Below are 24,884 nucleotides of genomic sequence, written 5' to 3' on the forward strand. Positions count from 1 at the left end.
AAATAGTCTCATTTTTAAGCTGTTAAAATAAAAAGGCTGCCCGAAACGAGCAGCCTTCACCTTATTATGAAGTTACAAAATTATTTTACAATAACCTTATAAGATTTCACTGTTGATTTGGTTTCAATCTTAATGATGTAAACTCCTGTAGGCAATGAAGCAGTATCAATACCTGTACGTGCAGAGAATTTATCAGACTTCACCGCTTTTCCTTCTGCTGAGAACAATGTGTAAGTTCCTTCTTCTGAAGCTGTCACCATAAGGCTTTCTCCAGCTTTAACAGGGTTAGGGTAAATCTTCACATCATTAGCAGCTTCTTTTATTTCTGAAGTTCCAGAAGCTTTTGCTGTCGCTGTCAATGCATTTTTCAGCAATGAAGCATAGGGTGAAAGTGGAGAATTCGGTGCTCCTCTCTTCACAAGATCTGTATCTACTACTGCCTGAATACCATCTTTATCACTATCATTAATGGTAGAGATAAATCCTCCACCCAATGTATCAAGGTTACCTTTTCCTATCTTATACAGATCAAAGTCTGAACCATCAGAAGTAATATCAAGGAAATCAGGAGTATTATCTCCATCCACATTTCTAATTGGATATTTTAAAGTTCCGGAATCCGGATACGTTTCCAATACATCAGCTAACCCGTTTTTACCTACTGCAACACCATTATCAATAATACCATTATGATCTGCATCTATCTGGTTAATTACTGAAGCTGGAATACCTGATTCAAATAGATCTAAAATTCCATCGTTGTCAGAATCCAGGTCACGATAATTTGGAATAGCATCTCCTAAGACAGGAGTAATTAAGATATCTCCTTCCAAATCATCATCTTCAAATTTAGCATTCTTATCAAAGTCTTCAATTGAATCAGGAATACCATCATTGTCAGAGTCAAAATCACAGGCATCAACAACACCGTCACCATCCGTATCTAATGTTGGCGATTTATCATTCACCACTGTACATCCTTCTGCACAATCCGGAATACCATTACCATTATTATCGATACTGTCATCACCATTAGGACAACGGTCGAAGCAGTTTGGAACTCCGTCATTATCATCATCTTTACTGGCAAATGCATTATAGATATAATAATTCTGAGGAATACGAACAGCTGTACCACTGTTGAAGGTAATTTTCATTCTGTTAAAAGGTTTTGTAGCCTTTCCACCTACATAAAATTTATTGGAATTCGTAGTAAAGAAATTCCCACTGATAAGGCTGCCCGAGCTTGTAAAAGTATCCGTTACAGAGTTTCCATTATATAATGTTACCGTAATATTTTCAAGAACGCTTACCCCAAGAAGGTTTCCTGCTTTTTCCACAGTAAATCCGGTCATGGTATTAGCAGGCAACATACTATTGCTGCTTACCGTTGCAAATGCTGAGAAAATACTGAAGATAGACGCAGCCGGAACTGTTGCTGTTGCATAATTGGATGGATTGTTGTCCACAATAGCTTCCGGATTTGTCATTTTAGCTAAAATAAGACCCAAGAATCCAGGCCCTGATGTCCAGCTTGATCCTGTTACTAAATTTCCAGGTACCGCTGAACCGCTAGTCTGAATTTTATCATCACATTCACAAGAAATCGGCTCTTCGAAGGCGTAATATACTTTAAGTGCTCCCAAATTGAACCCTACTGTTTGAGTAATTTTCAATCTTACTTCATTAAAAGGCTTGGTGGTTGTTAAAGTTATTTTTTGTTTCCCTGAACCATATCCTAGAACTTTAATATTAATCAATCCACCTCCGTCTGATAATTGTTTGGACTCTTGCTTTTCTCCAAATAAATAGGTTTCAATCGTAATATTCTTTAAAAATTCAGCGCTTAATAACTTCCCTTGATCGTCAGGCTCAATTACAAATCCAGTTCTGTTTCCTGCAGGATATATCTGATTTTTATCTAAAACACCTACTGAATAAGAGCCTAATAATCCTATAGGAAGAACTATTTTCCCGAAAGAATTTTTATTTCCGTCACCTATATTCTCTTTGTTCTGAACATAAGAAAGCGGAGCAAGGAAACTGCTGCTTCCAGACACGTTACCATCTACACCACTTCCTGCAATGATATCATCACAAATTCCATTATTATCTATCGGTACTCTGGCCGGATCAAATGCAAATGCATAATACACATTCAGTGCACTGAATACAGAAAGGACATTGGTTTGGTACAATCTTACTTCATCAAACTCTTTGGAAGTTCTAAAGTGTAAGAATATTCTGTTCTTGCTTCCCCCGAATGCCGGCACTGATAAAAGCGTACTGTTTGTAGTAGTTTCCTGAAGAACTCCATTTTTATAAGTACTAATTCTTAATGAGCTTAAAAGATCAATCGTAATAAAACTTGTTCCTAGATCCACATTAAATCCGGTAATATAACCAGCAGGATAAACTGTATTCTTATTCTTCACAGAGATTCCGTTTCCACTTACTAAAGAAGCGAAATTCCCCATATTCACACTGTTATCCAGACTGGCATCCACCACCGGATTCATACTTCCGTTATAACATGCTAAGCAAATCCCGGAATTGTTTACTGGTTTTGCTTCCACACCCATCCCACGGATAGGCTCATAGCCCTGTTGTGCCAATACCGTGATAGACATCACGAATACCATAAGCACTACAGCTAGTTTCTTGAATAATTTTTTGGTCATTTTTTATTGTTTTAAAAAGTTTGTGTTTATTATTTCAATTAATAAAAAGCTCTCCAGTTTGTTCCATCACAACCTTCATGTTTTTTTGCAGTTGCATTATATCGGATGGCTCCTTCTTCCTTATTGGAACAAGTTGTTCCGGATGTAGCAATACCCTTCATCTGAAGTGCTGCTCCCGTTGCAGTATCAGCCGTAGGAATCATGTTAATTCCAACAACGGTATCTGTTCCGTTTGTTATATTAAAAAAAGTATGTGATTTATTAGCATATACCGATTGGCCGGACCCTGCCATCGCTGAAAACCCAATTGCTATAGATTGTCCTGCTGTAGCTGAACTTGCTGAGCCCACTGCAATGCTATTTGGGTCTACTGTATTTCCACTCCCTATAGCAATTCCACCTCTGTTGACATGTTGATTCCCTAATGTGAGCCCTGCGACACCACTCACAGTATTAGAATTCCCAAATACAAGATGATTAGCTCCTGATGCCGCATTTAAATTCCCAATGATCTTAGCCCCACTGGTAGCAGAATTATTGGCTCCAATAGCTAAAGCCGGGAAATTAGCATTAATGGCAGTAGCTGTATTATTCCTTCCCATGGCAATATTGGATGATGTTGAATTGGTGGTATTGTTTGACCCCCAGGAAAAAGCAGCATAAGGTCCTGCTGCATCGTTAACATTTCCACCTTGCAGCGTTCCGTTTACATCCAGTATTGCTTTTACATTCTTTTGAGTAGCCAATACCAGGTTTTGGCCATCACTTGTTCCCAGATAATTCCCATTAGAAATATCTTTTCCTAACGTTGAAGAGGTAGCTACTGTACCGCTATTCCCTACTGTACGCCAATCTGCATTTAAGTTCCCCCATTTTGTACCATCAAAATAATAGTACCCGGGTGTTATAACATCTACAGTTTGTCCGGTAGGTGCTGTTTCTGCAGCAGTAACATACACTATGGCTCCTGTTTGAGCAACTGTATAGTTCTTAGCTTTCAGCTGTACTCCTGTAAGCCTTGGAGCGATAATTCCGTCAAGTTTATTAACATCTGATGGAAAACCCATCACGTCAAGACTAGCCTGAGGCTGCGCTGTATTAATCCCAACCTGTGCAGATATAGAAAACCCGACAGATAAAAGTGCTAGAGTGAATAATTTACTTTTCATTCTTTGTTGATATTAGTTGTTTTTTTGTGTTTGTTTTTTTTAGAAAGGACAGTTCAATAACTATTTCATTTAAAACTATAAATGAAACTCCGCAAGGAACCGTAAAAAATCTGAAATATTATTTTATAGAAACATTCATCTGTTTATCAGGGATCTTAATGATAAACTTAAAACCATCAATGAGTTTAACAGAGTTAACGTAAAATCTCTTAACCTGCTTTATTATATCCAATACATCTGTATGAACAGCAAAATTTACCATTCTCCATTTATTCCAGACAAAAATAGACTTGAAGCCCTTCATGGATAAAAGAAAATAATTCCTGTCATTCACAATTGGTACATTACTTTGTAAGGAGTTTTCAAAAGCTGTGTGCGGAGAATCATCATTCATGTTTGTATGATGATAAACACTACATTCCAGTGAGCTCATAAGCTCTTGTGAAGATGTATCAAATAAATATGGGTAAAGGTCAGTATCATTAATATCTGTATAGTGCAGCAAATCGGTTTTGCCTACTTGTAAAGATATAATGTTTGCATTTAGTTTTCCTATAGCCAACAATAGCAGAAGAAATGCTATTTGACCATAGGAAAGAAAATAATTTCTATCCAATTGTTGTGTTTTTTTTCAATACAAATATAACACTTTTTCAAACAAAACAATATTTTAATAAAAAAAATTCATTAAAATTATCCAATACAATGAATTAAATTAAAATATAGCACTAATAATTATCAAATAGTTAATGATAATAAAATATAACATTATACATTGTAAAAATATTCAAATACATATGTAAATAAAGTGCATGTATTATTTAATACTCACAACAAAAAAGCCTGAGCAAATTGCTCAGGCTTCTTATATTTATAATAAAATTGAAAATTATTTCAATTCTACTTCAGCACCAGCTTCTTCTAATTGCTTCTTAAGAGCTTCAGCTTCGTCTTTAGAAACACCTTCTTTAATTGCAGAAGGAGCTCCGTCTACGATATCTTTAGCTTCTTTAAGACCAGCACCAGTTAAATCTTTTACTAATTTAACGATAGCTAATTTAGAAGCACCTGCAGACTTAAGAATTACGTCGAATTCAGTCTTTTCTTCAGCAGCTTCACCTGCACCACCTGCAGCAACAACTACAGCAGCAGCAGCTGGCTCAATTCCGTACTCATCCTTAAGGATAGTAGCTAATTCGTTTACGTCTTTTACAGTTAGGTTTACTAGCGTTTCAGCTAAATTTTTTAAATCTGACATTGTTGTAATGTTTTTGTTGATTATTTATTTAATTTTTTGAGTATAATTATTCAGCACTTGTTTCCTCAGTGCTTTCTGCAGCAGCTTCTGGAGCTTCAGCAGCAGGAGTTTCTTCAACTACAGGAGCAGCTTCTTCAGCTTTAGCTTCTACAGTTTCAGGTTTGTTTTGAAGAGCAGAAACAACTCTTTGGATTGGAGACTGAAGTAATCCGATGATTTCACCGATCATTTCTTCTCTAGACTTGATGTTAGCCAACATGTCTAGGTTGTTGTCACCTAAGTAGAAAGTTTCTTGAACAAAAGCAGACTTTAAAGCTGGCTTTTCTTCTTTCTTTCTGAATCCTTGGATTAACTTAGCAGGAGCGTTTGCTGTATCAGCAATCATCAACGCTGAGTTACCTTTGAAAGTAGGGAACATTTCAGAGTAATCTACTCCTTCGATTTGCTCCATTGCTTTCTGTAAAAGTGTATTTTTTACAACTTTTACTTTGATATTTTGTTTGAAAGCTTGTCTTCTGAAGTCAGAAGATTTACCAGCGTTCAAACCGTCTAAATCTGCTACGTATACTACTTTTGCATCCTGAAGCAAATCTTTGATCTCTTGTATTGCTACAACTTTTTGGTCTTTTGTCATTGTCTTAAGGATTATTATTAGTTAACAGATTTAGTATCAATTGCAATACCTGGGCTCATTGTAGAAGACAAATAGATAGACTTCACATAAGTTCCTTTAGCAGCAGTTGGCTTCATTTTGATCAATGTAGAGATCAATTCCTGCGCATTTTCTTTGATCTTAGCAGCATCGAAAGATACTTTACCAATACCAGCGTGGATGATACCATACTTGTCTACTTTGAAATCAATCTTACCTGCTTTCACTTCAGTTACTGCTTTACCAATTTCCATTGTTACAGTTCCTGATTTAGGGTTTGGCATTAAACCTCTTGGACCTAATACTCTACCTAATGGACCTAATTTACCCATAACAGCTGGCATCGTAACGATTACGTCAACATCAGTCCAACCATCTTTGATTTTTTGTAAATATTCGTCAAGACCTACATAATCAGCACCAGCAGCTTTAGCTTCTGCTTCTTTATCTGGAGTTACTAAAGCTAAAACTTTAACATCTTTACCAGTACCGTGAGGAAGAGATACAACACCTCTTACCATTTGGTTTGCTTTTCTTGGGTCTACACCTAATCTTACAGCGATATCTACAGAAGCATCAAACTTTGCAGTGTTCACTTCTTTTACAAGAGCTGAACCTTCTTCAAGGTTATAGATTCTTCCTTTTTCTACTTTGCTTAAAGCTTCCTTTTGCTTTTTAGTCAATTTTGCCATTTCTAATAGTTTTAAGCGTTAAAAGTTGGTTTAGTTCCTGTTACTCTTAATCCCATAGATCTAGCAGTACCTGCAACCATAGAAACTGCAGAGTCCATTGTAAAACAGTTAAGATCCGCCATTTTATCTTCAGCGATTTTCTTTACTTGTTCCCAAGTTACAGCACCTACTTTGTTTCTGTTTGGTTCACCAGAACCTCCCTTGATCTTAGCCGCATCCATTAACTGAATTGCTGCAGGTGGAGTTTTAATAACGAATTCAAAAGATTTGTCTTCGTATACTGTAATTACTACAGGTAAAACTTGCCCTGGCTTATCTTGGGTTCTTCCGTTAAATTGCTTACAAAACTCCATGATGTTCACACCTGCAGAACCTAATGCTGGACCTACTGGTGGAGAAGGGTTAGCTGCGCCACCTTTCACCTGAAGCTTTACCATTTTAAAGACTTTCTTAGCCATTGTTTGTTTTTTAAATTTGAATAATTAATGAGTTTGGAAGCATTTATTATTCAGTAGGTTATCGCACTCACTTATGACAAACCTACTTTTTGGACTGCAAAAGTATAAAATATTTTTGAAACTACAAACGGATATTGCTGATTTTTAAAAAAATAACATAAAAAAACTTAGAGTTTAAATCCATTCATCTTTTGTCAATATCCGAAATAGTGTTTTTAAAAAAGGTTTTCATAGTTATCTCACACTATCAACTAAAAACAACATATGTTATACTACAATGCAATCAATATATTATTTGATTCAACTAAAAAACCAGGCTATCGTTCATTTTCAACAGCCTGGTTTCTTACCATTACTTGTATTTTTTATTTTAAAACCCTGAGGGTTTATTAATGGTTTGAGTAGAACCATTAGTTCCTCCCAAGTCAGCATTAACATCACTGATATTATGCTTTGTGATCAATCTTTTATAGGCCATCAAATAAAGATCTACTGTAAAATTGTTATAATCTCTTATTGGGCCGGTAGATGTATTGGCAATAATTCTACTGTCTGTAAATTTTGCCTTGATATGCCAGGTTCCGTTACTTTTAAATGCTACAACATCAGGAGATCCCTGCTTATTGTCATTCACTCCATTGTTCCCATAATCAAGCATCACGTTGGTATTACTATTATTAAGTTTGAAAGAATAATTATGAAGCACAACCAGAAAATTATTAGCGTCTATTTTCGTATCATAATCTGTAATTCCATCTCCTGAAACATTCGTAAGAGTAAGCTTGATATAATTGAATAACCCACTGCTTTCTAAATTCGGATCATAGATTTGCAATGCATTTTCCGATGTTGCCAGAAAGCTTCCTCCTGTCATGGTTGGTTCCCCAGGATTTCTCAGGTATAAGGAATTGGTATATGTTTTTCCGTTTACATCAAGTGTTTCTGTAGGTTTATCTGTTTTGATTCCTACTTTACCGGTCTGAGCATTCAAGAATACACCCAGTCCTACCATCATTGTAATATAAATCTTTCTTATCATGTTTTATTATTGAAGCCCAAGAGGCGTATTAGTTGATACTCCGGAAAAAGAAGCTGCAGCGGATACTGAGCCCTCAAATGTACCCCAGTCTTTTACCAGCGATTTTTCAAATACATTTAATGTCAATGTCCAGGTTCCGTTTTGTGAATTCACAGTACCTGCCCCTTTAAAACTTAAGTTAATAGCCTGATAGTTTTTTCCTCCTTTCTGTACTTTAGTCACTTCAGTAGAGTAAGCACCATACAATCTTGAAGTAGCAGTTGTTGTTGCAGAAACAGCGCCACTAAAAACGGCTCCCGTAATCGCTACCACATATTTGTCAGCATCTAAACCTGTATTCAGATTAATAACTTCATCCTGTTTTACATTTTTTAAAACTACAGTATACATATTTACCGGTGCTACATTACGAAGCGTAATATCAAGAAGTTTCACTTTTCCTACGGGAGAAGAATCTTTTGAGCGGGTAAGAAGTAAATAATTTCCTCTTGCTGTTGCATTTTCAGTATCTATTAAATAAGATTCTACCAGAGTTTCACCTTCTACATCAAGAGTTCCTTTTGGATTGATCGTATTAATACCAACTTGAGCTTTCAGGCCTAATGAAACAGCAGCTATAAAAAATAATGAGATAATTTTTTTCATTTTCGTGTTTTTATTGAATTAAAGGAGCTGCAGCAGCACCTGTTGTAGAAGATCGGAGATCCTGAGTTGAATTTACTTCTTTAGCATAGGATCTATCATAAACCAATAAATTCAAAGTCCATTCTCCGGTGGGTAAATTTGGAGTTGGCGAAAATCCTTCGTAATCAGCCTTTAGTTTCCAAGTTCCACCTGTTGAATAAGCAAAAATCTGGGGAACCGGAGTTAACCAGTCTGCAGTATTTGTTCTTACAGGCTGAGTAAACCCGAAGGAAGAAATTACCACTAAAAATTTCTTGGAATTAATTTTTGTATCAAATTCTCTTACCCAGTCTTTATCTGAAGGATCACAAGTAATTTTAAACTGAATGATATTGATGGGTGCCGGAGAATTCGGTACAAAGGAATCATTATAAGCCGTAATTTTATTTTCCGGCGCCGGAGATTTGATAATAAAAGTATAATTTTCATCTGCTCCCAATTTTTCCATTGGTTTTTTGAAAACAATACCAGACGTCTTCATCGTTCCGTTCACAGTAAGTTCCTTTTCCGGCTTTGCAGTATTAATTCCAACTTGGGCATTAATAAATACTGCTGAACCTAATGAAAGGATCATCGAAATAGTTTTTGTCATTTTTCGGTTGTGTGTTTGCTATAAATTTCTATTCACCGCACCTCATTAATCACATCTTCAGGTTTTTAATTTAAAAACACAAAAAATATACTGTGCATCTGTACATAGAGCACTTAATAAGGAAAACAATAAGTTTTATGGGTTAATAGCCAAATAAGTTACAATAAGTATGCCATCAAAAGTGAATTCTTTATCATAAATCTCATTAAACATAAAGGAAAACACACATTATCCCCTGAAAGTGAATATTAAATGCACATAAAGTCTTATATAGAAGCCATTAACAAAAGTTCATTATTTATACTTTTAATAAAAAAATCTTTTAAAATTTATAAAAAATTAAATAAAATAAACAAAAACAGGCTGTTTTTTTTCAATAATGAATTATTTCAGAAAGAAACACAGCAAGAGACATTCAAATTTGATACATTGCATTCATTATATAGAGAGAGTATGAATAAGCCAAAGGATAGAATAAGGAGCAGCTCAGTACTCCTTTAGTAAGGTATTGACATTATCTACACTCCTAAATTCAGCCAACATAGATATCTTATTATTCATCTCTTATATTCTTCCACAACTGATAGGATAATAGCACAAAAAAAAGACCACTTAATAGCAGTCTTTTTATATTTTGAATAGTAAAAATATTATACTTTTTCTACTTGCATGTAGCTTAGTTCCATTGGAGTTTTTCTACCGAAGATCAATACAGAAACTTCAATTTTCTTTTTATCTTCCAGAATCTTCTCAATTGTACCATTGAATCCGTTGAAAGGACCATCGATCACTTTTACATTTTCTCCTACTACATATGGAATCTCAACATCGCTTGCAAATTCTGAAAGTTCATCCATTCTTCCAAGCATTCTGTTCACTTCTGATTTTCTCATAGGAACAGGGTCTCCGCCTTTGGTTAAACTTAAAAAAGAAATAACTCCAGGGATGTTTTTGATAACGTGAGGAATCTCTCCCATCAGCTCAGCTTCAATCATTAAGTATCCAGGATAGTAAGGTCTTTCTTTAGGAACTTTCTTACCGTTTCTAATTTGAATTACCTTTTCCATAGGAATAACCACTTGAGTAACGTACTGCTCAAACCCTAGACGTTTGATTTCTGTCTCAATATAGTTTTTCACTTTATTTTCCTGTCCGCTGATAGCTTTCAGCACATACCATTTCAATTCGCTCATTTTGGGAAAATACTTTTATAATTAATTGAACAAGTTGATTAGCATTCCAATGATGTTGCTGATTGATTTAGAAAACAATTCATCAACGCCAAATGTAAATAATGCCAGAATCACTGTCGCAATAGTCACCACAATTGTAGAAGACTGAAGGTCAGCCCATTTTGGCCATTCAACTTTATGTCTGAATTCGTTATAAGAACCTTTTAAAAAATCGACAAATGAACTCATAATTTATATTTGCACGGGCACAAGGATTCGAACCCTGATCAACGGTTTTGGAGACCGGTATCCTACCATTGGACGATGCCCGTAGTTAAAAAGCTTCCGAGAGTTTCCTTTCGGAAGCTTAATTTATTTTAAGATGATTAGTCTAAGATTTCAGTAACCTGACCTGAACCAACTGTTCTACCACCTTCTCTGATCGCGAATCTAAGACCCTCGTTAAGAGCGATTGGTTGTAACAATTCTACAGTGATCTCTAAGTTATCACCAGGCATTACCATTTCAACACCTTCTGGTAAGAAGATCTCACCTGTAACGTCAGTAGTTCTTACGTAGAACTGAGGACGGTACTTGTTGTGGAATGGAGTGTGACGTCCACCTTCTTCTTTAGAAAGGATATAAACAGATGCTTTGAATTTTTTGTGTGGCTTCACAGAATCTTTCTTAGCGATAACCATACCTCTCTTGATGTCAGTTTTTTCAATACCTCTCAACAATAGACCTACGTTATCACCAGCTTCACCTCTGTCTAGGATTTTTCTGAACATCTCAACTCCTGTAATAGTAGAAGTTAATTTTTCTTCACCCATACCAACGATATCAACTGGATCTCCAGTGTTGATAACTCCAGCCTCGATTCTACCAGTTGCTACAGTACCTCTACCTGTAATAGAGAATACGTCTTCGATTGGCATCAAGAATGGCTTATCAGTATCTCTTACTGGCTCGTCAATCCACTCATCAACTGCATCCATTAATGCTTCAACAGTTTTGAACCACTTATCTTCTGAGTCACCGTTAGTAGCTGCAGTAAGTGCTCCAAGAGCTGAACCTTGGATTACTGGAGAGTTATCTCCATCAAAGTCATAAGTCGCTAATAGATCTCTAAGTTCCATTTCAACAAGTTCTAACAATTCTGGATCATCCACCATGTCAACTTTGTTCATGAAAACAACGATCTTAGGTACGTTTACCTGACGGCAAAGTAGGATATGTTCTCTAGTTTGAGGCATTGGACCATCAGTTGCAGCACATACTACGATAGCTCCATCCATCTGAGCAGCACCAGTTACCATGTTCTTAACATAGTCGGCGTGACCTGGACAGTCAACGTGAGCATAGTGTCTTTTTACAGTTTCGTACTCGATGTGAGCAGTATTGATAGTGATCCCTCTTTCTTTTTCTTCTGGAGCAGAGTCAATTGAAGAGAAGTCTTTTTTCTCAGCAAGACCTTTGCTAGCTAATACAGCAGAAATAGCAGCTGTAAGAGTAGTTTTACCATGGTCAACGTGACCAATAGTACCAATGTTCAAGTGTGGTTTGTTACGATTAAACGTTTCCTTTGCCATGATTTAAAATTATTTATTTATTGTTTTTCAAATTTTCGGTGTGCAAATATAATGAATTTTTAAATACCAAAAACTTTTTATTCAAAAAACTTTCAATATTCTCATCCAATGAAGGACAAACCTTATATTTCGATGCATTGAGACTGCAAATTTACACATTTTTCCGGATTGAAAAAATCTTTCTGAAACCTTTTACAGCCCGTTTTACAGAAAAGCCTGAAATACAGAATATTTCAGGCTCAATTAATATATAAAATGAAAGATAATCAGACTTGACTTAGCCTTTTAGGCCTGTTAAAAATCCAGAAAATGATCGGAAAAATAAGCAGCGTAAGTACGGTGGCAGTTATCAATCCACCTATAATTACAATAGCTAAAGGCTTTTGAGATTCAGACCCGATCCCTGTAGATAAGGCTGCAGGCATCAATCCTATAGAGGCCATAAGAGCGGTCATAATTACCGGCCTGGTTCTGGCTTTCACTCCGGTTAAGATAGCATTATCTATATCCATCCCGTTTTTAACATTCTGATGGAATTCTGTAATCAAAATTACTCCGTTCTGTATACATATTCCAAGAAGGGCAATCATCCCTACTCCGGCAGAAATTCCGAAATTCATTCCGGTAACATGTAAAGCAATAATACCCCCAATCAGAGCAAATGGAACATTCGCTAATACCAGAAGGGAATCTTTCATATTTCCAAATAGGATGAACAGAAGGAAAAAGATCATCAGAATACTTACCGGAACCACTTGTGCCAATCTGTGTGAAGCGCGCTGCTGGTTTTCAAACTGTCCTGTCCAACCTACAGAATATCCATCCGGAAAATCAATAGTTGCTACTTTCTTCTGAGCATCAGCAATGGTACTTCCCAAATCACGGTCACGGATTGAGAATTTTACTCCGATATATCTTTTGATATTATCCCTGTAAATAAAGGCAGCTCCATTATCTTTAACAATAGTACTGATCTCTTTTAAAGGAATTTTTGCGCCATCCTGAGTAGGCACCATTAAAGCGGCAATATCATTTTCATTGGTTCTGTATTCCTGGGAATAACGGAGACGGATTGGGAATTTTCTTTCTCCATCAAACATCTCAGAAGCAGTTTTACCTCCAAAAGCCATTTCCAGCACAGCCTGTGCATCTGCCGGCATCACTCCGTAAGCAGCCATTTTATCTCTGTCTAATACCACACTCACTTCCGGCTGACCGATATTTTTAATGATCCCGGGATCTTTTACACCTTCAACATCTTTAATTTTTGATAAAACCTCATGCGCTAATTTATCCAGGGTTTCTAAATTATCTCCATAGATCTTAATTCCGTTTTCTGCTTTAAAACCGGCCACGGCCTCTGCCACATTATCTGAGATCGGTTGAGAATAATTAAATGTAATCCCTTGATAGCTTCTCAGCTTTTGATCAATTTCATTAATCAGTTCATCGTAGGTGATCTTTCGGTTCCATTCTTCTCTTGGTTTAAGGTTTACGGCAAACTGCACAAATCCGAATCCGTTCGGGTCTGTACCGTCATTACTTCTTCCCGTTTGTGCAAGAACATCTGTTACTTCAGAGAAACTCATGATATCTTTTTTCAGAAGATCCGCAGTTTTCAGGGATTCTTTTAATGATGAGCTCATCGGCATTTCTGCAGTAATCCAAAGAGAACCTTCATTAAGCTGTGGTAAGAATTCGGTTCCAAGGAATTTCCCGGAAAACAGTGTCACTGCAAGGAATGAGATGGCTACAATCATGCTCGTCTTTTTATGTTTAAAGGTTACGTTGAAGCCTTTTAACACAATTCTGTCCCAGAAATTAACAAACGGGTTATTTTTTTCCCTTACATTTTTATTTAAAAGGATGTGAGAAAGCACCGGAACAAGCGTTAACGTAAATATCAATGCTCCTATCAGTGCAAATCCTAAAGTAAAAGCTAAAGGTGAGAACATTTTTCCTTCCACTTTCTGGAATGAGAAGATCGGGATCAACGAGGTAATGATGATAAGCTTGGAGAAGAATATTGCTTTTCCTAAACCAGTTCCGGTTTGCTTAATCCAGCCTCCTTTTGCCAGTTTATTGAATTTTTCCTTTCCATATCGATGAGCCTTATGATCGAGCATTACAAAGAGTCCTTCCACCATGACGACGGCTCCATCAATGATAATTCCAAAGTCTACAGCTCCCAGAGAAAGTAAATTCGCACTCATTCCTGCCAGTTTTAAACATAAAAAGGCAAACAATAGGGATAAAGGAATGATGATAGAAACGATTAATGTAGTTCTCCAATCCGCCATAAAGATCAGAACGATCACAGTTACCAAAACAATTCCTTCAATTAAGTTGTGCATTACTGTGTGGGTAGTGAAATCCATCAGGTTATCCCTGTCGTAGAAAGTCACCATTTTTACATCTTTCGGAAGAATCTTTTCGTTCAGTTCTTTAATTTTAGCTTTTACCCCTACCAGAACTTCTCTTGGATTCTCTCCTTTTCTCATCACCACAATTCCTTCTACGGTATCATCGTGATGATTCAGAGCTGCCTGCCCTACTCTAGGCATGGAGCTTTCGTGAACTTCTGCTACATTTTTTACCAAAACAGGGTTTCCACTGTCATTCTGAATGGTAATATTTCCGATATCTGTAATAGATTTCACCAGCCCTATTCCTCTTACCACATAAGCCTGTCCGTTTTTCTCAATTACATCTCCTCCAACATTCAGGTTACTTTTGGTGACGGCATCATATACCTGAAGCGGTGTGAGGTTATATTTATCCAGTGCTCTGGGATCAATACTTAATTCAAATACCTTGTCCTGTCCACCGAAAACGTTGATGTCCGCTACTCCGGGTACACCTCTTAGGGCACGGTCTATCACCCAGTTTTGTAGGGTAAGCAGTTTACGGGAATCCTTTGTTTTGCTTTCCAGCGTATATCTGAAAATTTCTCCGGTTGGCCCGTAGGGTGGCTGCACTTCAGGGTCTACCTCGTCAGGAAGGCTAATGGTTCTTAATTGGTTATTAACCTGATTTCTGGCAAAAGTATCATCCACCCCATCATCAAACAGAATTTTAACAATGGAAAGTCCAAACATCGTGGTGCTTCTCACGCTGGTTTTCTTTTGAACCGGGCTCATTGCCAATTCTATGGGTGTAGTAACAAAACGTTCTACTTCTTCTGCACTACGCCCATTCCATTGGGTAATGATTACAATCTGGGTATTGGTAACATCCGGAAAAGCTTCAATAGGCATGTTTTTGAAACTTATAAATCCGGCAACCGCTAAAATAGCCACCCAGATAAAGGTAAATGCTTTATTCTTTAATGAAAATGCGATTATATTTTTTATGAATTTATTCATGATAGATACATTGATGACCTAAAAAAGCCGTTGAAAGAATTTATTTTAAATCACTACAATTTTCAACTGTTCAGAGAACGGTATATCAAAAGCTGATTATTGGTAATTACTTCCTCTCCTTCTTTAAGACCATCTGCGATATAAGTAACATCCCCTACCTGTTTCTGTACTTTGACTTCTCTTATTTTCACATCAGTTCTGGATTTAAAAACAACTACAAAACTTTTGTTATCGTCAAAAATTACTGCTTTAGAAGGAACAGTTAGCATTGTATTGCTTTCCAGGCTGGAAACTTTTATAGTGGCCTTACTATCCGGAATCAATAATCCATTCGCATTATCCAAGACTACTCTGGCCTGCATCGCATTGGTTTGTGGATCGATGATTTTAAATATTTTATCAATTTTCCCATCAAAAACTTTGTCCGGATAAGAAAGTGTAGATACTTGTGCTTTCATTCCAAGGCTGATCTTTTCAATATCCGATTCATTAACATTCATGATGGCCCATACATTGGTAGTATTCGCTACGTCGAAAATATTATCGCTTCGGTCACTTCTCAACTGCATATCCTTATTGATACTTTTCTGAACAATATATCCGTTAATAGGAGCTACTACACTGTATATATTTCCTGATTTCACATTATAAACCGTGCTTACTGCTGCTGCTCTCTGCAACTGATCTTCTGCTTTCTGCAGTTGGCTTTTAGCTTCCAGAACGTCTCTTTCCGTATTTAATTTTCCTTCATAGAGTTCTTTGGCAACTCTAAGATTATTTTTGGCCACTACAAGATCCGTTTTAGCATCACTCACATCTTTTTGAATTTCGGCAAGTTCCGTACTTCTGATGGTAGCCAGCACCTGTCCTTTTCTCACGTAATCTCCAAGCTCTACATTTACACTCATCACATTTCCTCCTACCAGTGGATAAACGTCTATATAACTGTTCTTATCGGCAGAGATCTTCCCATAAAAGTTATATTCATCTTCTACATTCTTTTTTTCAACCTTTGCCAGGGAAATAGAGTTCAGCATCGTATTACTAAGTTCAAAACCTTTTTTCGCCTGATTGGTTTTCTCTTCCTCTTTTTTTGAGCAGGCCATCAATGATAAAATCATTAATACGGGGATAATATAAGTTTTCATTGTTTAATAGAAGATTTTCGTTTGTACTAATTGATTAAGTTGTTCTGCTGCCTGCATGATCTCATTCTTCATATCGTAGATCTGAAGTGCCGTTGCCCGGTAACTGTCCATAAAATCTGTGAATTCAATAAGGTTGATGTTTCCTTTTCTAAAGTTGGTCACCATCCCATTATACACAATGTCCATATTCTGAAGATCTGTTGTTTTGATATCCGCAAGCTGATCATATTGCGCTTTCCATGTCTTATAAGCTGCCTGTACCTTGGTTTCAAGGGTCAGTTTCTGAAAGTCTGCATTTTTTTGATTCTGCTGGATGGCATAGTTTGCTTTTTCTACATTTCCCTGATTCACTCTCCATAATGGCAAAGGAATTCCCAATGTTAAATTGGCTTCGTTATTAAAAGTTCCTCCTGCCTGATCCCACGCAGCTCCTACATTAAGATCCGGCACATTTAATGATTTCTGCCATTGGGCGTAAAGCTTACTATTATCAATTAATTTTAAGTTATACCGATAATCTGCATTATTTTCCAATGCTTTATTTTTGAGTTCTTCCTCATCTCCAAAAGGCTGGGTGGCCAGTGCTTCTTTGGCTTCAGATTCGGGCATCAAAGGTTCTATATCTTCTGAAATTCCAGTAAGAACTTTTAAACTCTGTTCAAAACCGAGAATGTTTTTATTAATTTCAAGTTTGTCATGATTCAGTTGAATAACGAGACTCTGAAGCCTTACAGCATCTTTAAGGGAAACATTTCCTTTGGCTGACTGTACCCGATAAGCGCTTAACAGGTCATTCATATACCCTAATTGTTTATCTGTATTTTCAAGTTTTAATTTTTCGTAGTAAAGATTATAGTAAGTGGTACGAAGCTGAGCTCTCAGATCAACAAGAAGTTGGGAAAACTGAAGCTGTGCCAGTTCTTTGTTAGATTTTGCAAAAGCAATTTCATTTTTCTTCTTACCCCCCATATAAATTAACTGGGTAATACCAGCTCCTTTTGAATGTCCTACATCAAAAAACTTTTTATCCTGAGGGTTGTAAGCATTGAATTGTCCACTCAACTGTGGCAATTCCCATATTTTGGCCTGCAAAATATCAGCATCAGCCATATTGATGTTGTATTGTTCGGCGAGCAGCTGGAGATTGTTCTTCTGGAAAGCTTCTTCACAATCCAAAAGAGACATTTGCTGTTGTGCCGCCATGAATGAGGAAACGGCCAGGCACAGCACTGCAATTCTGTTCATTATTTTTCTTTTTAAATTACAAAATTGCTCGGATGTGATTAAAAGAAACTTAAATGAGGCTTAAAAAAATATTAAAATCGCCTTAAACAGGTTATTTTGAATGGGATTAAAGAAGTTTAAGAACTAAAATTTCTCTCCAATGGTTGGATTTTTTTTCTAAAAAATTTAATCCAAAGTTTAACAAAAATTGTAACAGCTTTTGAATAATAAATAATTCTGAAAATTTATTTTTTAAAAAGTACAGTAAATTTATTCATGTACTCGCCAGGAGAAGAATACCTGATTTCGGCATCATGATATTCCAAAATTCTTTTAACAATTCTTAGTCCTAAACCGGAACCTGAAATATTCTGGGCGTTATTTCCTCGTGTAAAAGCTTCAAATAACTTAGCCTGTTCTTCTTCTGAAATGGTAGCACCGTGGGAAATCACATCAACACTAAGATTAGTGCTCGTTTCAGTTATCAATACTTTTACTTCTGTATTATCAGAATATACAGCTGCATTTTTAAATAAATTAATAAAGACAATCACTAATAATGACTGGATACCGCTAATGGTAAGAAAAGCATTTTCAGAAGTTTCCTCAGCAATGAGAAAATCCAGTTTAAGGGCAGGATAACTTTTTTCCACTCCTTCAAAGGCTTCAAAAATTACTTCATCTATTCTCACATCTTCATAAATACTTTGAATATTTTCCTTATCAAACTTGGTAAGTAAAAGCAATGAATTCGTTAAGTCTGATAATTGGTAAACGTCCCGCTGAATTTGCTGTAATGAGGATAGAGTTTTGGGTGAATGTTCTTCAAATTTAATCAGGTTTTCCAATTGAAAGGCCATTCTGGTGATAGGTGTTCTGATTTCGTGGGAAGCGCTCGCCGTAAAATCTTTTTGCGACTGAAATACATCATTAAGCCGAACAATCATCGTATTAAAAGATTTTGCAAGAACATTTACTTCATCATTAGATTCCTGCACGGGAATCTGAGTGGTTAATTTATGGGCCGTTACTTCTGAAATCTCCTTGTTCAGATCTTCTAAAGGGCGAAGAAACTTTTCTACAAAGTAATAACTGAAAAAACCTATAAGAAGAGTACTCATAGCATAAGCAGTAATTAAAAGATATTTCAGGAAACCCAACTTTGATTTTCCGTTCGTATCAAAGGCACTGGTAAGGATATAATAATTCTCACCATTAATGTTTCTCAGTGCAGCATAAATCTCCGGAACTGTTTTTTCGGTATAAATAATCTTCTTTTTATCCAGCTCCTTAAGCATTGCACTGTCCCAGGTTACATTTCGGTCTTTAATAGTACTGTAGATAAGTTCTTTCTGTTCATTGAAGATTAAAATCTTTTCATTCAAAAGAATATTATCTGAGTTTTCATTGAAAAAAATGGGTGCTTCTTCTTCAAAATCTTTAGACTTTGAAATAAAGTGGGTCGTAAATTCCAGTCTCTGTCTGAATCTTTCTTTAAATTCATCCCTTCTGAAATCATTGAAAGATAAATAAATGACCGCCATCACCATTCCAAAAAGCAATGAAAAGGCGATACTGATTGTTAGAGCTATCTTTCTTTTTAAAGACATTTATAATGGACTTAAGTAATATCCGAAACCTGAACGGGTATGGATTAATTTTATTTTAAAATCTTTATCTATTTTTTTTCTTAAGAAATTGATGTACACTTCTACCGTATTGGTATTGGTATTAAAGTTATGCTCCCACACATGTTCAGTAATCTGTTGTTTGGAAACAGTTCTACCCTGCGCTTCTGCAAGATAAACCAATAACTGGAACTCTTTTAAGGTAAGCGTTATTTCATTTCCACCACGATACACCTTCTGTTCCGTTTTGTTGATGATCAGATCATCTACTCTGATAATATCCTGGTCGGAAGTATCTGAAGGTATTTTTCTTCTCAGCAGGGAATTGATCCTTAAAAGGAGTTCTTCAAATTGGAAAGGTTTTACCAGATAATCATCAGCCAATCGCGTAAAGGCATCTTTCTTATCTGAAATATCTCCATAAGCGGAGATGATAATAATAGGAGTACTTTTATCAAAAGAACGGATCGTCTGACAGACATCCAGCCCATTTATTTTTGGAACGTTGATATCCAACAGATATAGATCGTAGGAATTATTTTTAATCTGACGAAGAAAAGTCTCTCCATCATAGATTTTATCACAGGTGAAATTATTGGATTCTAAAAATCGGCAAAGTTCTGCAGAAAGAATAAGATCGTCTTCTAATAAAAGAATATTCATCAAAAATTATTTTACACGAATTTAGCGAAAATTTTTATGATGATTACCGATCGGTGATAAAACTAAAAGAGAATAGGATACTCTAGGGTTTTCTACCTATGGAAATCCAGGGTTTAATTTTCCATCTTAACTGGATTTTCTCCACTATTTTTAAACAACCGTATAACTATTTTTCTTTTCTAGCTCTCTATAATTCTAAAATCGGATTATTTATTTTAAGATTGTTTGAGATAATATTGATTTAATAAATTCCTTTTTTAGAAAGCTAATATTTTTATGAATGAGTAGTATTTCGAATTTTTAGGACAAAAAAAATTCCCGAAGAAATTCGGGAGATTCGAGAGCCAACTACGGGACTTGAACCCGTGACCTCTTCCTTACCAAGGAAGCACTCTACCGCTGAGCTAAGTCGGCATTAATTAAAAAAATCACACTGAATAGCGTGATTTTTATTGAGCGGAAGACGGGGGTCGAACCCGCGACATTCAGCTTGGAAGGCTGACGCTCTACCAACTGAGCTACTTCCGCAATTTTGTTTCCAAAATTATTGGTAAACGCTTTGCAAAACTAAGAATTAATTTCTAATTCTGCAAACTTTTTTAATATAAAATATAGTGGGGAGAGCAGGATTCGAACCTACGAAGCCGAAGCAACTGAGTTACAGTCAGTCCCATTTAGCCACTCTGGAATCTCCCCAGATATTTTATATTAAATGAGCCTCCAGAGGGATTCGAACCCACGACCCCGAGATTACAAATCACGTGCTCTGGCCAACTGAGCTATGGAGGCAATTTAACTATTAGACTGAAAGTGATTGAGAAACTCTACTCTACAAATTTCAGTGTTAAAAAAATCAACTTTAGCATTGATTTTTATTGAGCGGAAGACGGGGGTCGAACCCGCGACATTCAGCTTGGAAGGCTGACGCTCTACCAACTGAGCTACTTCCGCAATTTTGTTTCCAAAACCATTGGTAAACGCTGTGCAAAACTAAGAATTATTTTTTAATCTTGCAAACTTTTTTTCAAAAAAAATATAGTGGGGAGAGCAGGATTCGAACCTACGAAGCCGAAGCAACTGAGTTACAGTCAGTCCCATTTAGCCACTCTGGAATCTCCCCAGATATTTTATATTAAATTGAGCCTCCAGAGGGATTCGAACCCACGACCCCGAGATTACAAATCACGTGCTCTGGCCAACTGAGCTATGGAGGCATTTAATAAAAAAGAATTCAAAAGATCGCTGTTCCTTTTTTGCGAGTGCAAATATAGAACGGATTTTTTGAATTCTCAAATATTTTATAAACTTTTTTTAACTTTTTTTTCTACGCCATTTCTTTTTTCTTGATTAATAGCTTTTTAGCTGTATCAACACAAAGGTCCAAACTTTCTTCAAAACTTACAGAAGTCTTCTTTACTACGATATCGTCACCCGGAACCGCTAAAATAATCTCAGCTGTTTTATTCGCTTTATCGGCATTATTTTCTACTTTTAGAAATACTTTACACTCATGAATTTTATCATAGAATGTATCTAGCTTGCTTACTTTTTTCTCGATGTGTGACTCTAGTGGTTCGTGTGGAGTTAAACCAATTGATTGAACTGTGATCTTCATAATTCTTCTTTTTTTGATGCTCGAGGATGAGCTTGATTAAACACTTTTTTCAATTGTTCAATATTAGCATTCGTATAGACTTGAGTACTGGCAAGACTGGAATGCCCTAATATTTTTTTTACTTTGGAGATCTCCGCCCCATTATCCAACACGTGAGTAGCAAAGCTATGACGAAGGATATGAGGACTTTTTTTTTCTTTTGTTGTTATAAAACTAAGGTACTTATTAACTACAACATAAACAAATTTTTCATTGAGTTTTTTCCCTTTCTTATTGACAAAAAAATAGGATTGATATTCAGCCTGTGGATTTCTTATATCCAAATAGCTTTTGAGAAGCTCAGACAGGTCTTCAGAAATAGGAATTACTCTTTCTTTATTCCCCTTTCCTATTACTTTCAATTCATTTCCTATTATATCAACATTCTCAAATATCAGGCCACAAAGCTCAGCTTTTCTCATCCCGGTTTGATAAAGCACTTCCATAATACATTTTTCCAGGACATCATGCTGCTGCTCGAAGATCCGGTCATTAAGATCAGCCATTTCCTCTTCAGACATAGGAATTTGCTTTTCTGCATAAAATTTCAGGGAAGAAACCCCCTCAGTAGGAGAAACCTTAATTTCACCTATCTTTAAGAGGAAAAGATAAAAACTTCTAAGTGATGAGAGTTTTCTATTAATACTTCTTTTGGATATACTATTCTCACTTAAATCAACGATAAAGTTTCTGATGATCTTTTTATCGGCTTTGGAAATATCTTTGGAAGATTCTGTTCGGAGAAAGAAATGGGAAAAGTCTTCAAGGTCTTTTTTGTAGCTTGTAATCGTATGGGGAGAATATCTTTTTTCGAATTGTAAATATTCTAAAAACTTTTCCAGCATCATAGGGTATAAAAATAAAAATTCACTCCTCAAATATAAGAATTTAAGAAGTGAATTAAATATGGTTAAGAAAAAATCTTAAGCCTGCTCTTCCTTGCTAAGTGCTCTTTGTTTGTAAGCAGCTTTCAACTTAGATTGTCTCAAAGTTACAGAAGGCTTGATAAAAGCTTGTCTAGATCTTAATTGACGAACAGTACCTGTTTTATCAAATTTTCTCTTGTATTTTTTTAAAGCTCTGTCGATGGATTCCCCATCTTTTACTGGAATTATTAACATATTTTACATCTCATTTTGGATTGCAAAACTAGACATTTTTTTTTACATCACAAAATATATTGCTACAAACAATCATCAATCAATCTCATTTATTTAAAAAAACTAAGTATTAATGGCTATTATCACATGATAATATTTTTATCCACAATACTAAAATATTCAAACTCTAATACCTTCAACACATCTATTTCACACCTTATTTTCATTAAAATTATCCATAGTAATGAAATATGAACAAAAAGCTTTATCTTTGCATTCACTTTATCTATGGGGTTGACTGGTTTCGACAGCAAGACCAATGGGTAAGTAAGCATGCAGAGAACCGTGGCGCGATCTCTATAATCCCTTGCTACAAAATTTTAACTGGCAACGAAGAGTTCGCTCTTGCAGCTTAATATCGAAGTATAGTAGATCAAGCGTTTTCCTGAAGATAGTAAGGAAGCAAGATATTCCACAAATGCTCTGTTCTGCGGCGTTTGATCCTGGGATATAGGAATGCGGGAATAAGGTTTCAGATGCTTCGGCTGAAACTCGAAAACTTTAGAAGATAAGCTGGAAGTTGGGTGTCTATCCTCTGCTTCCCGTCGAAAACCAATGGTAGAATAAGCATGTAGAAAGCTTATGTATTGCTTGTTTGGACGAGGGTTCGAATCCCTCCAACTCCACTAAAAAAACCACTGAAGTATTCAGTGGTTTTTTTAATTTTCAATCTGATCATGTAGCTTGTTAAATTAATATACAAGACTATTTTCAGATTGCTATATAATTAGGAATATTCAATGATATCAGGAATACAAAAGGCTTCATTTCAAAGCCTTTCAACTATTTCATCTTTTTATAAAATTCGTAGAGTGCATCAATATCTGCAGAGCAAATAATGGGAATTGCTTTTTCAAGAATGCTTTCATCCCACTCCCACCATTTCATTTCAAGCAGCAATACAATATGATGCTCACTAAATCTTTTTTTGATTGGTTTTGCGGGATTTCCTCCTACAATTGTATAAGGTTCCACATCTTTTGTCACTAAAGCACGACTTCCGATTACCGCTCCGTCACCAATTGTAATTCCAGCCATGATCATAGCCTCCGTTCCAATCCACACATCATTCCCAATAACAGTATCACCAGCCAGTTTGAACGCATCCTTGCTGTTTTGGAAACATTCAACTTCTGACATATAATAGAAGGGAAAACTTGAAATCCAATCATAGCGATGCCCCTGATTTCCACACATGATAAAACTGGCACCACTTCCAATAGAACAGTAAGAACCGATAATCAATTTATCTACATCATCTCTGTCTGGAAGCAAATATCGCGCACAGTCGTCAAAAGAATGTCCATGATAATATCCAGAATAATAAGAATATTGACCGGCAATAATATTAGGGTTTTGAATATGGTCTTTTATGATTTTGCCTTTAAAAGGACTTTCAAAGAAATTTTTCATTTTTTAGCTTTTAAATATAACAATAGAAATAAAGAGAACAGCTATAAGCTATCCTTTAGAAAAGGTGATCTGTTTATTCAAAAAAGCTAACGTGTTAATTTCATAACACACAAATATAGGTAAAAAAACTTTAGATTTTTGTTTAATCTTAGCCTTTATAGAGGCAAAAACCGACTCATTTTAAACATTTTGAATAAAAATAAGTTAATTCATCAAGAAATAAAAATTAAACATCTATAATCCAATCAAATATAAATAGCTGAAAACTAAAACACTAAACTTTTTGGATGTAAAATGAAAGCCTTCTCTCCACAAAAAAGACTAAAAAAATGTTTTATCGTCAAGAATTTTATATATTTGCACCATCTAACAATTAAAAAAAATAATTTACTATGTCAGACATTGCATCAAGAGTAAAAGCTATCATCGCTGATAAGCTTGACGTTGAAGAAACAGAAGTAACTCCTGAAGCTAGCTTCACTAACGATTTAGGAGCAGATTCACTAGATACAGTTGAGTTAATCATGGAATTTGAAAAAGAATTCAACATTCAAATCCCTGATGATCAAGCTGAAAAAATTACTACTGTAGGGCACGCTATCGCTTACATCGAAGAAGTAGTAAATAAATAATATTCTTC

The 24,884-nt window shown here is 35.8% G+C and carries 23 protein-coding genes, 8 tRNA genes and 1 other RNA gene; 2 read left to right on the plus strand and 30 right to left on the minus strand.

Annotated features, from left to right (window positions below; translation table 11 throughout):
- Positions 1-80: 80 nt before the first annotated feature.
- The 29 genes from CHSO_RS22725 to rpsU all read right to left on the minus strand — a co-directional run bounded on the left by CHSO_RS22725 (position 81) and on the right by rpsU (position 22,792).
- On the minus strand, positions 81-2,681 hold the full coding sequence (locus CHSO_RS22725; protein ID WP_045501107.1) for a T9SS type A sorting domain-containing protein: 2,601 nt from the start codon (positions 2,679-2,681) through the stop codon (positions 81-83).
- 38 nt (positions 2,682-2,719) lie between these two features.
- Positions 2,720-3,850: a hypothetical protein gene (locus CHSO_RS22730; RefSeq protein ID WP_045501108.1), complete on the minus strand. Its 1,131-nt coding sequence runs from the start codon at positions 3,848-3,850 to the stop codon at positions 2,720-2,722.
- A 118-nt stretch (positions 3,851-3,968) separates the two neighbouring features.
- Positions 3,969-4,466, minus strand: coding sequence for a hypothetical protein (locus tag CHSO_RS22735; protein WP_045501109.1), 498 nt, complete (start codon positions 4,464-4,466; stop codon positions 3,969-3,971).
- A 273-nt stretch (positions 4,467-4,739) separates the two neighbouring features.
- Positions 4,740-5,108: a 50S ribosomal protein L7/L12 gene (rplL, locus tag CHSO_RS22740; protein WP_045501110.1), complete on the minus strand. Its 369-nt coding sequence runs from the start codon at positions 5,106-5,108 to the stop codon at positions 4,740-4,742.
- Positions 5,109-5,154: 46 nt separating this feature from the next.
- On the minus strand, positions 5,155-5,742 hold the full coding sequence (gene rplJ, locus CHSO_RS22745; RefSeq protein ID WP_045501111.1) for a 50S ribosomal protein L10: 588 nt from the start codon (positions 5,740-5,742) through the stop codon (positions 5,155-5,157).
- A gap of 17 nt (positions 5,743-5,759) precedes the next feature.
- A complete protein-coding gene (rplA, locus tag CHSO_RS22750; RefSeq protein ID WP_045501112.1) occupies positions 5,760-6,452 on the minus strand; it encodes a 50S ribosomal protein L1 in 693 nt (230 codons plus the stop codon).
- 11 nt (positions 6,453-6,463) lie between these two features.
- Positions 6,464-6,910 carry a 50S ribosomal protein L11 gene (rplK, locus tag CHSO_RS22755; protein ID WP_045501113.1) on the minus strand — a complete coding sequence of 149 codons (447 nt, stop codon included), beginning with the start codon at positions 6,908-6,910 and terminating at the stop codon, positions 6,464-6,466.
- Between the two features lie 370 nt (positions 6,911-7,280).
- Entirely contained in the window at positions 7,281-7,949 is a 669-nt protein-coding gene (locus CHSO_RS22760; protein ID WP_045501114.1) for a hypothetical protein, read from the minus strand.
- 6 nt (positions 7,950-7,955) lie between these two features.
- Complete coding sequence (locus tag CHSO_RS22765) at positions 7,956-8,594, minus strand: hypothetical protein (protein ID WP_045501115.1); 639 nt, start codon at positions 8,592-8,594, stop codon at positions 7,956-7,958.
- 10 nt (positions 8,595-8,604) lie between these two features.
- Positions 8,605-9,225 carry a hypothetical protein gene (locus CHSO_RS22770; RefSeq protein ID WP_045501116.1) on the minus strand — a complete coding sequence of 207 codons (621 nt, stop codon included), beginning with the start codon at positions 9,223-9,225 and terminating at the stop codon, positions 8,605-8,607.
- A gap of 650 nt (positions 9,226-9,875) precedes the next feature.
- A complete protein-coding gene (nusG, locus tag CHSO_RS22780) occupies positions 9,876-10,418 on the minus strand; it encodes a transcription termination/antitermination protein NusG (RefSeq protein ID WP_045501118.1) in 543 nt (180 codons plus the stop codon).
- A gap of 21 nt (positions 10,419-10,439) precedes the next feature.
- Positions 10,440-10,646 (minus strand): preprotein translocase subunit SecE, encoded by a 207-nt coding sequence (secE, locus tag CHSO_RS22785; RefSeq protein WP_045501119.1) that lies wholly within the window; start codon positions 10,644-10,646, stop codon positions 10,440-10,442.
- Between the two features lie 12 nt (positions 10,647-10,658).
- Positions 10,659-10,729 (minus strand) — tRNA-Trp (locus CHSO_RS22790).
- Between the two features lie 54 nt (positions 10,730-10,783).
- Complete coding sequence (gene tuf, locus CHSO_RS22795) at positions 10,784-11,989, minus strand: elongation factor Tu (RefSeq protein WP_045501120.1); 1,206 nt, start codon at positions 11,987-11,989, stop codon at positions 10,784-10,786.
- A 266-nt stretch (positions 11,990-12,255) separates the two neighbouring features.
- Positions 12,256-15,354, minus strand: coding sequence for an efflux RND transporter permease subunit (locus tag CHSO_RS22805; protein ID WP_045501122.1), 3,099 nt, complete (start codon positions 15,352-15,354; stop codon positions 12,256-12,258).
- Between the two features lie 62 nt (positions 15,355-15,416).
- Positions 15,417-16,502 (minus strand): efflux RND transporter periplasmic adaptor subunit, encoded by a 1,086-nt coding sequence (locus CHSO_RS22810; protein ID WP_045501123.1) that lies wholly within the window; start codon positions 16,500-16,502, stop codon positions 15,417-15,419.
- Positions 16,503-16,505: 3 nt separating this feature from the next.
- On the minus strand, positions 16,506-17,747 hold the full coding sequence (locus tag CHSO_RS22815; protein ID WP_084221051.1) for a TolC family protein: 1,242 nt from the start codon (positions 17,745-17,747) through the stop codon (positions 16,506-16,508).
- Between the two features lie 224 nt (positions 17,748-17,971).
- A complete protein-coding gene (locus tag CHSO_RS22820) occupies positions 17,972-19,336 on the minus strand; it encodes an ATP-binding protein (RefSeq protein ID WP_045501124.1) in 1,365 nt (454 codons plus the stop codon).
- Positions 19,337-20,017, minus strand: a complete 681-nt coding sequence (locus tag CHSO_RS22825) for a response regulator transcription factor (RefSeq protein ID WP_045501125.1) — start codon at positions 20,015-20,017, stop codon at positions 19,337-19,339.
- Positions 20,018-20,359: 342 nt separating this feature from the next.
- Positions 20,360-20,431: transfer RNA gene (locus CHSO_RS22830), tRNA-Thr, on the minus strand.
- Between the two features lie 41 nt (positions 20,432-20,472).
- Positions 20,473-20,545 (minus strand) — tRNA-Gly (locus tag CHSO_RS22835).
- 87 nt (positions 20,546-20,632) lie between these two features.
- Positions 20,633-20,713: transfer RNA gene (locus tag CHSO_RS22840), tRNA-Tyr, on the minus strand.
- Positions 20,714-20,732: 19 nt separating this feature from the next.
- Positions 20,733-20,806: transfer RNA gene (locus tag CHSO_RS22845), tRNA-Thr, on the minus strand.
- A gap of 89 nt (positions 20,807-20,895) precedes the next feature.
- Positions 20,896-20,968 (minus strand) — tRNA-Gly (locus CHSO_RS22850).
- 88 nt (positions 20,969-21,056) lie between these two features.
- Positions 21,057-21,137, minus strand: a tRNA-Tyr gene (locus CHSO_RS22855).
- A gap of 20 nt (positions 21,138-21,157) precedes the next feature.
- Positions 21,158-21,231 (minus strand) — tRNA-Thr (locus CHSO_RS22860).
- Positions 21,232-21,341: 110 nt separating this feature from the next.
- Positions 21,342-21,632 (minus strand): HPF/RaiA family ribosome-associated protein, encoded by a 291-nt coding sequence (locus tag CHSO_RS22865; RefSeq protein WP_045501126.1) that lies wholly within the window; start codon positions 21,630-21,632, stop codon positions 21,342-21,344.
- A complete protein-coding gene (locus tag CHSO_RS22870) occupies positions 21,629-22,516 on the minus strand; it encodes a tyrosine-type recombinase/integrase (RefSeq protein ID WP_045501127.1) in 888 nt (295 codons plus the stop codon). Before CHSO_RS22870 ends, CHSO_RS22865 begins: the two co-directional genes overlap by 4 nt.
- 78 nt (positions 22,517-22,594) lie before the next feature.
- Complete coding sequence (gene rpsU, locus CHSO_RS22875; protein ID WP_045501128.1) at positions 22,595-22,792, minus strand: 30S ribosomal protein S21; 198 nt, start codon at positions 22,790-22,792, stop codon at positions 22,595-22,597.
- Positions 22,793-23,061: 269 nt separating this feature from the next.
- Between rpsU and ssrA the strand changes: the two genes are divergently transcribed.
- Positions 23,062-23,460: a transfer-messenger RNA gene (ssrA, locus tag CHSO_RS25505) on the plus strand.
- Between the two features lie 154 nt (positions 23,461-23,614).
- Here ssrA and catB read toward each other — a convergent pair.
- Positions 23,615-24,244 (minus strand): type B chloramphenicol O-acetyltransferase, encoded by a 630-nt coding sequence (catB, locus tag CHSO_RS22880; RefSeq protein ID WP_045501129.1) that lies wholly within the window; start codon positions 24,242-24,244, stop codon positions 23,615-23,617.
- 392 nt (positions 24,245-24,636) lie between these two features.
- Between catB and CHSO_RS22885 the strand changes: the two genes are divergently transcribed.
- On the plus strand, positions 24,637-24,876 hold the full coding sequence (locus tag CHSO_RS22885) for an acyl carrier protein (RefSeq protein ID WP_002976354.1): 240 nt from the start codon (positions 24,637-24,639) through the stop codon (positions 24,874-24,876).
- Positions 24,877-24,884 lie beyond the last annotated feature (8 nt).

The organism is Chryseobacterium sp. StRB126, assembly GCF_000829375.1.
GTDB lineage: Bacteria > Bacteroidota > Bacteroidia > Flavobacteriales > Weeksellaceae > Chryseobacterium.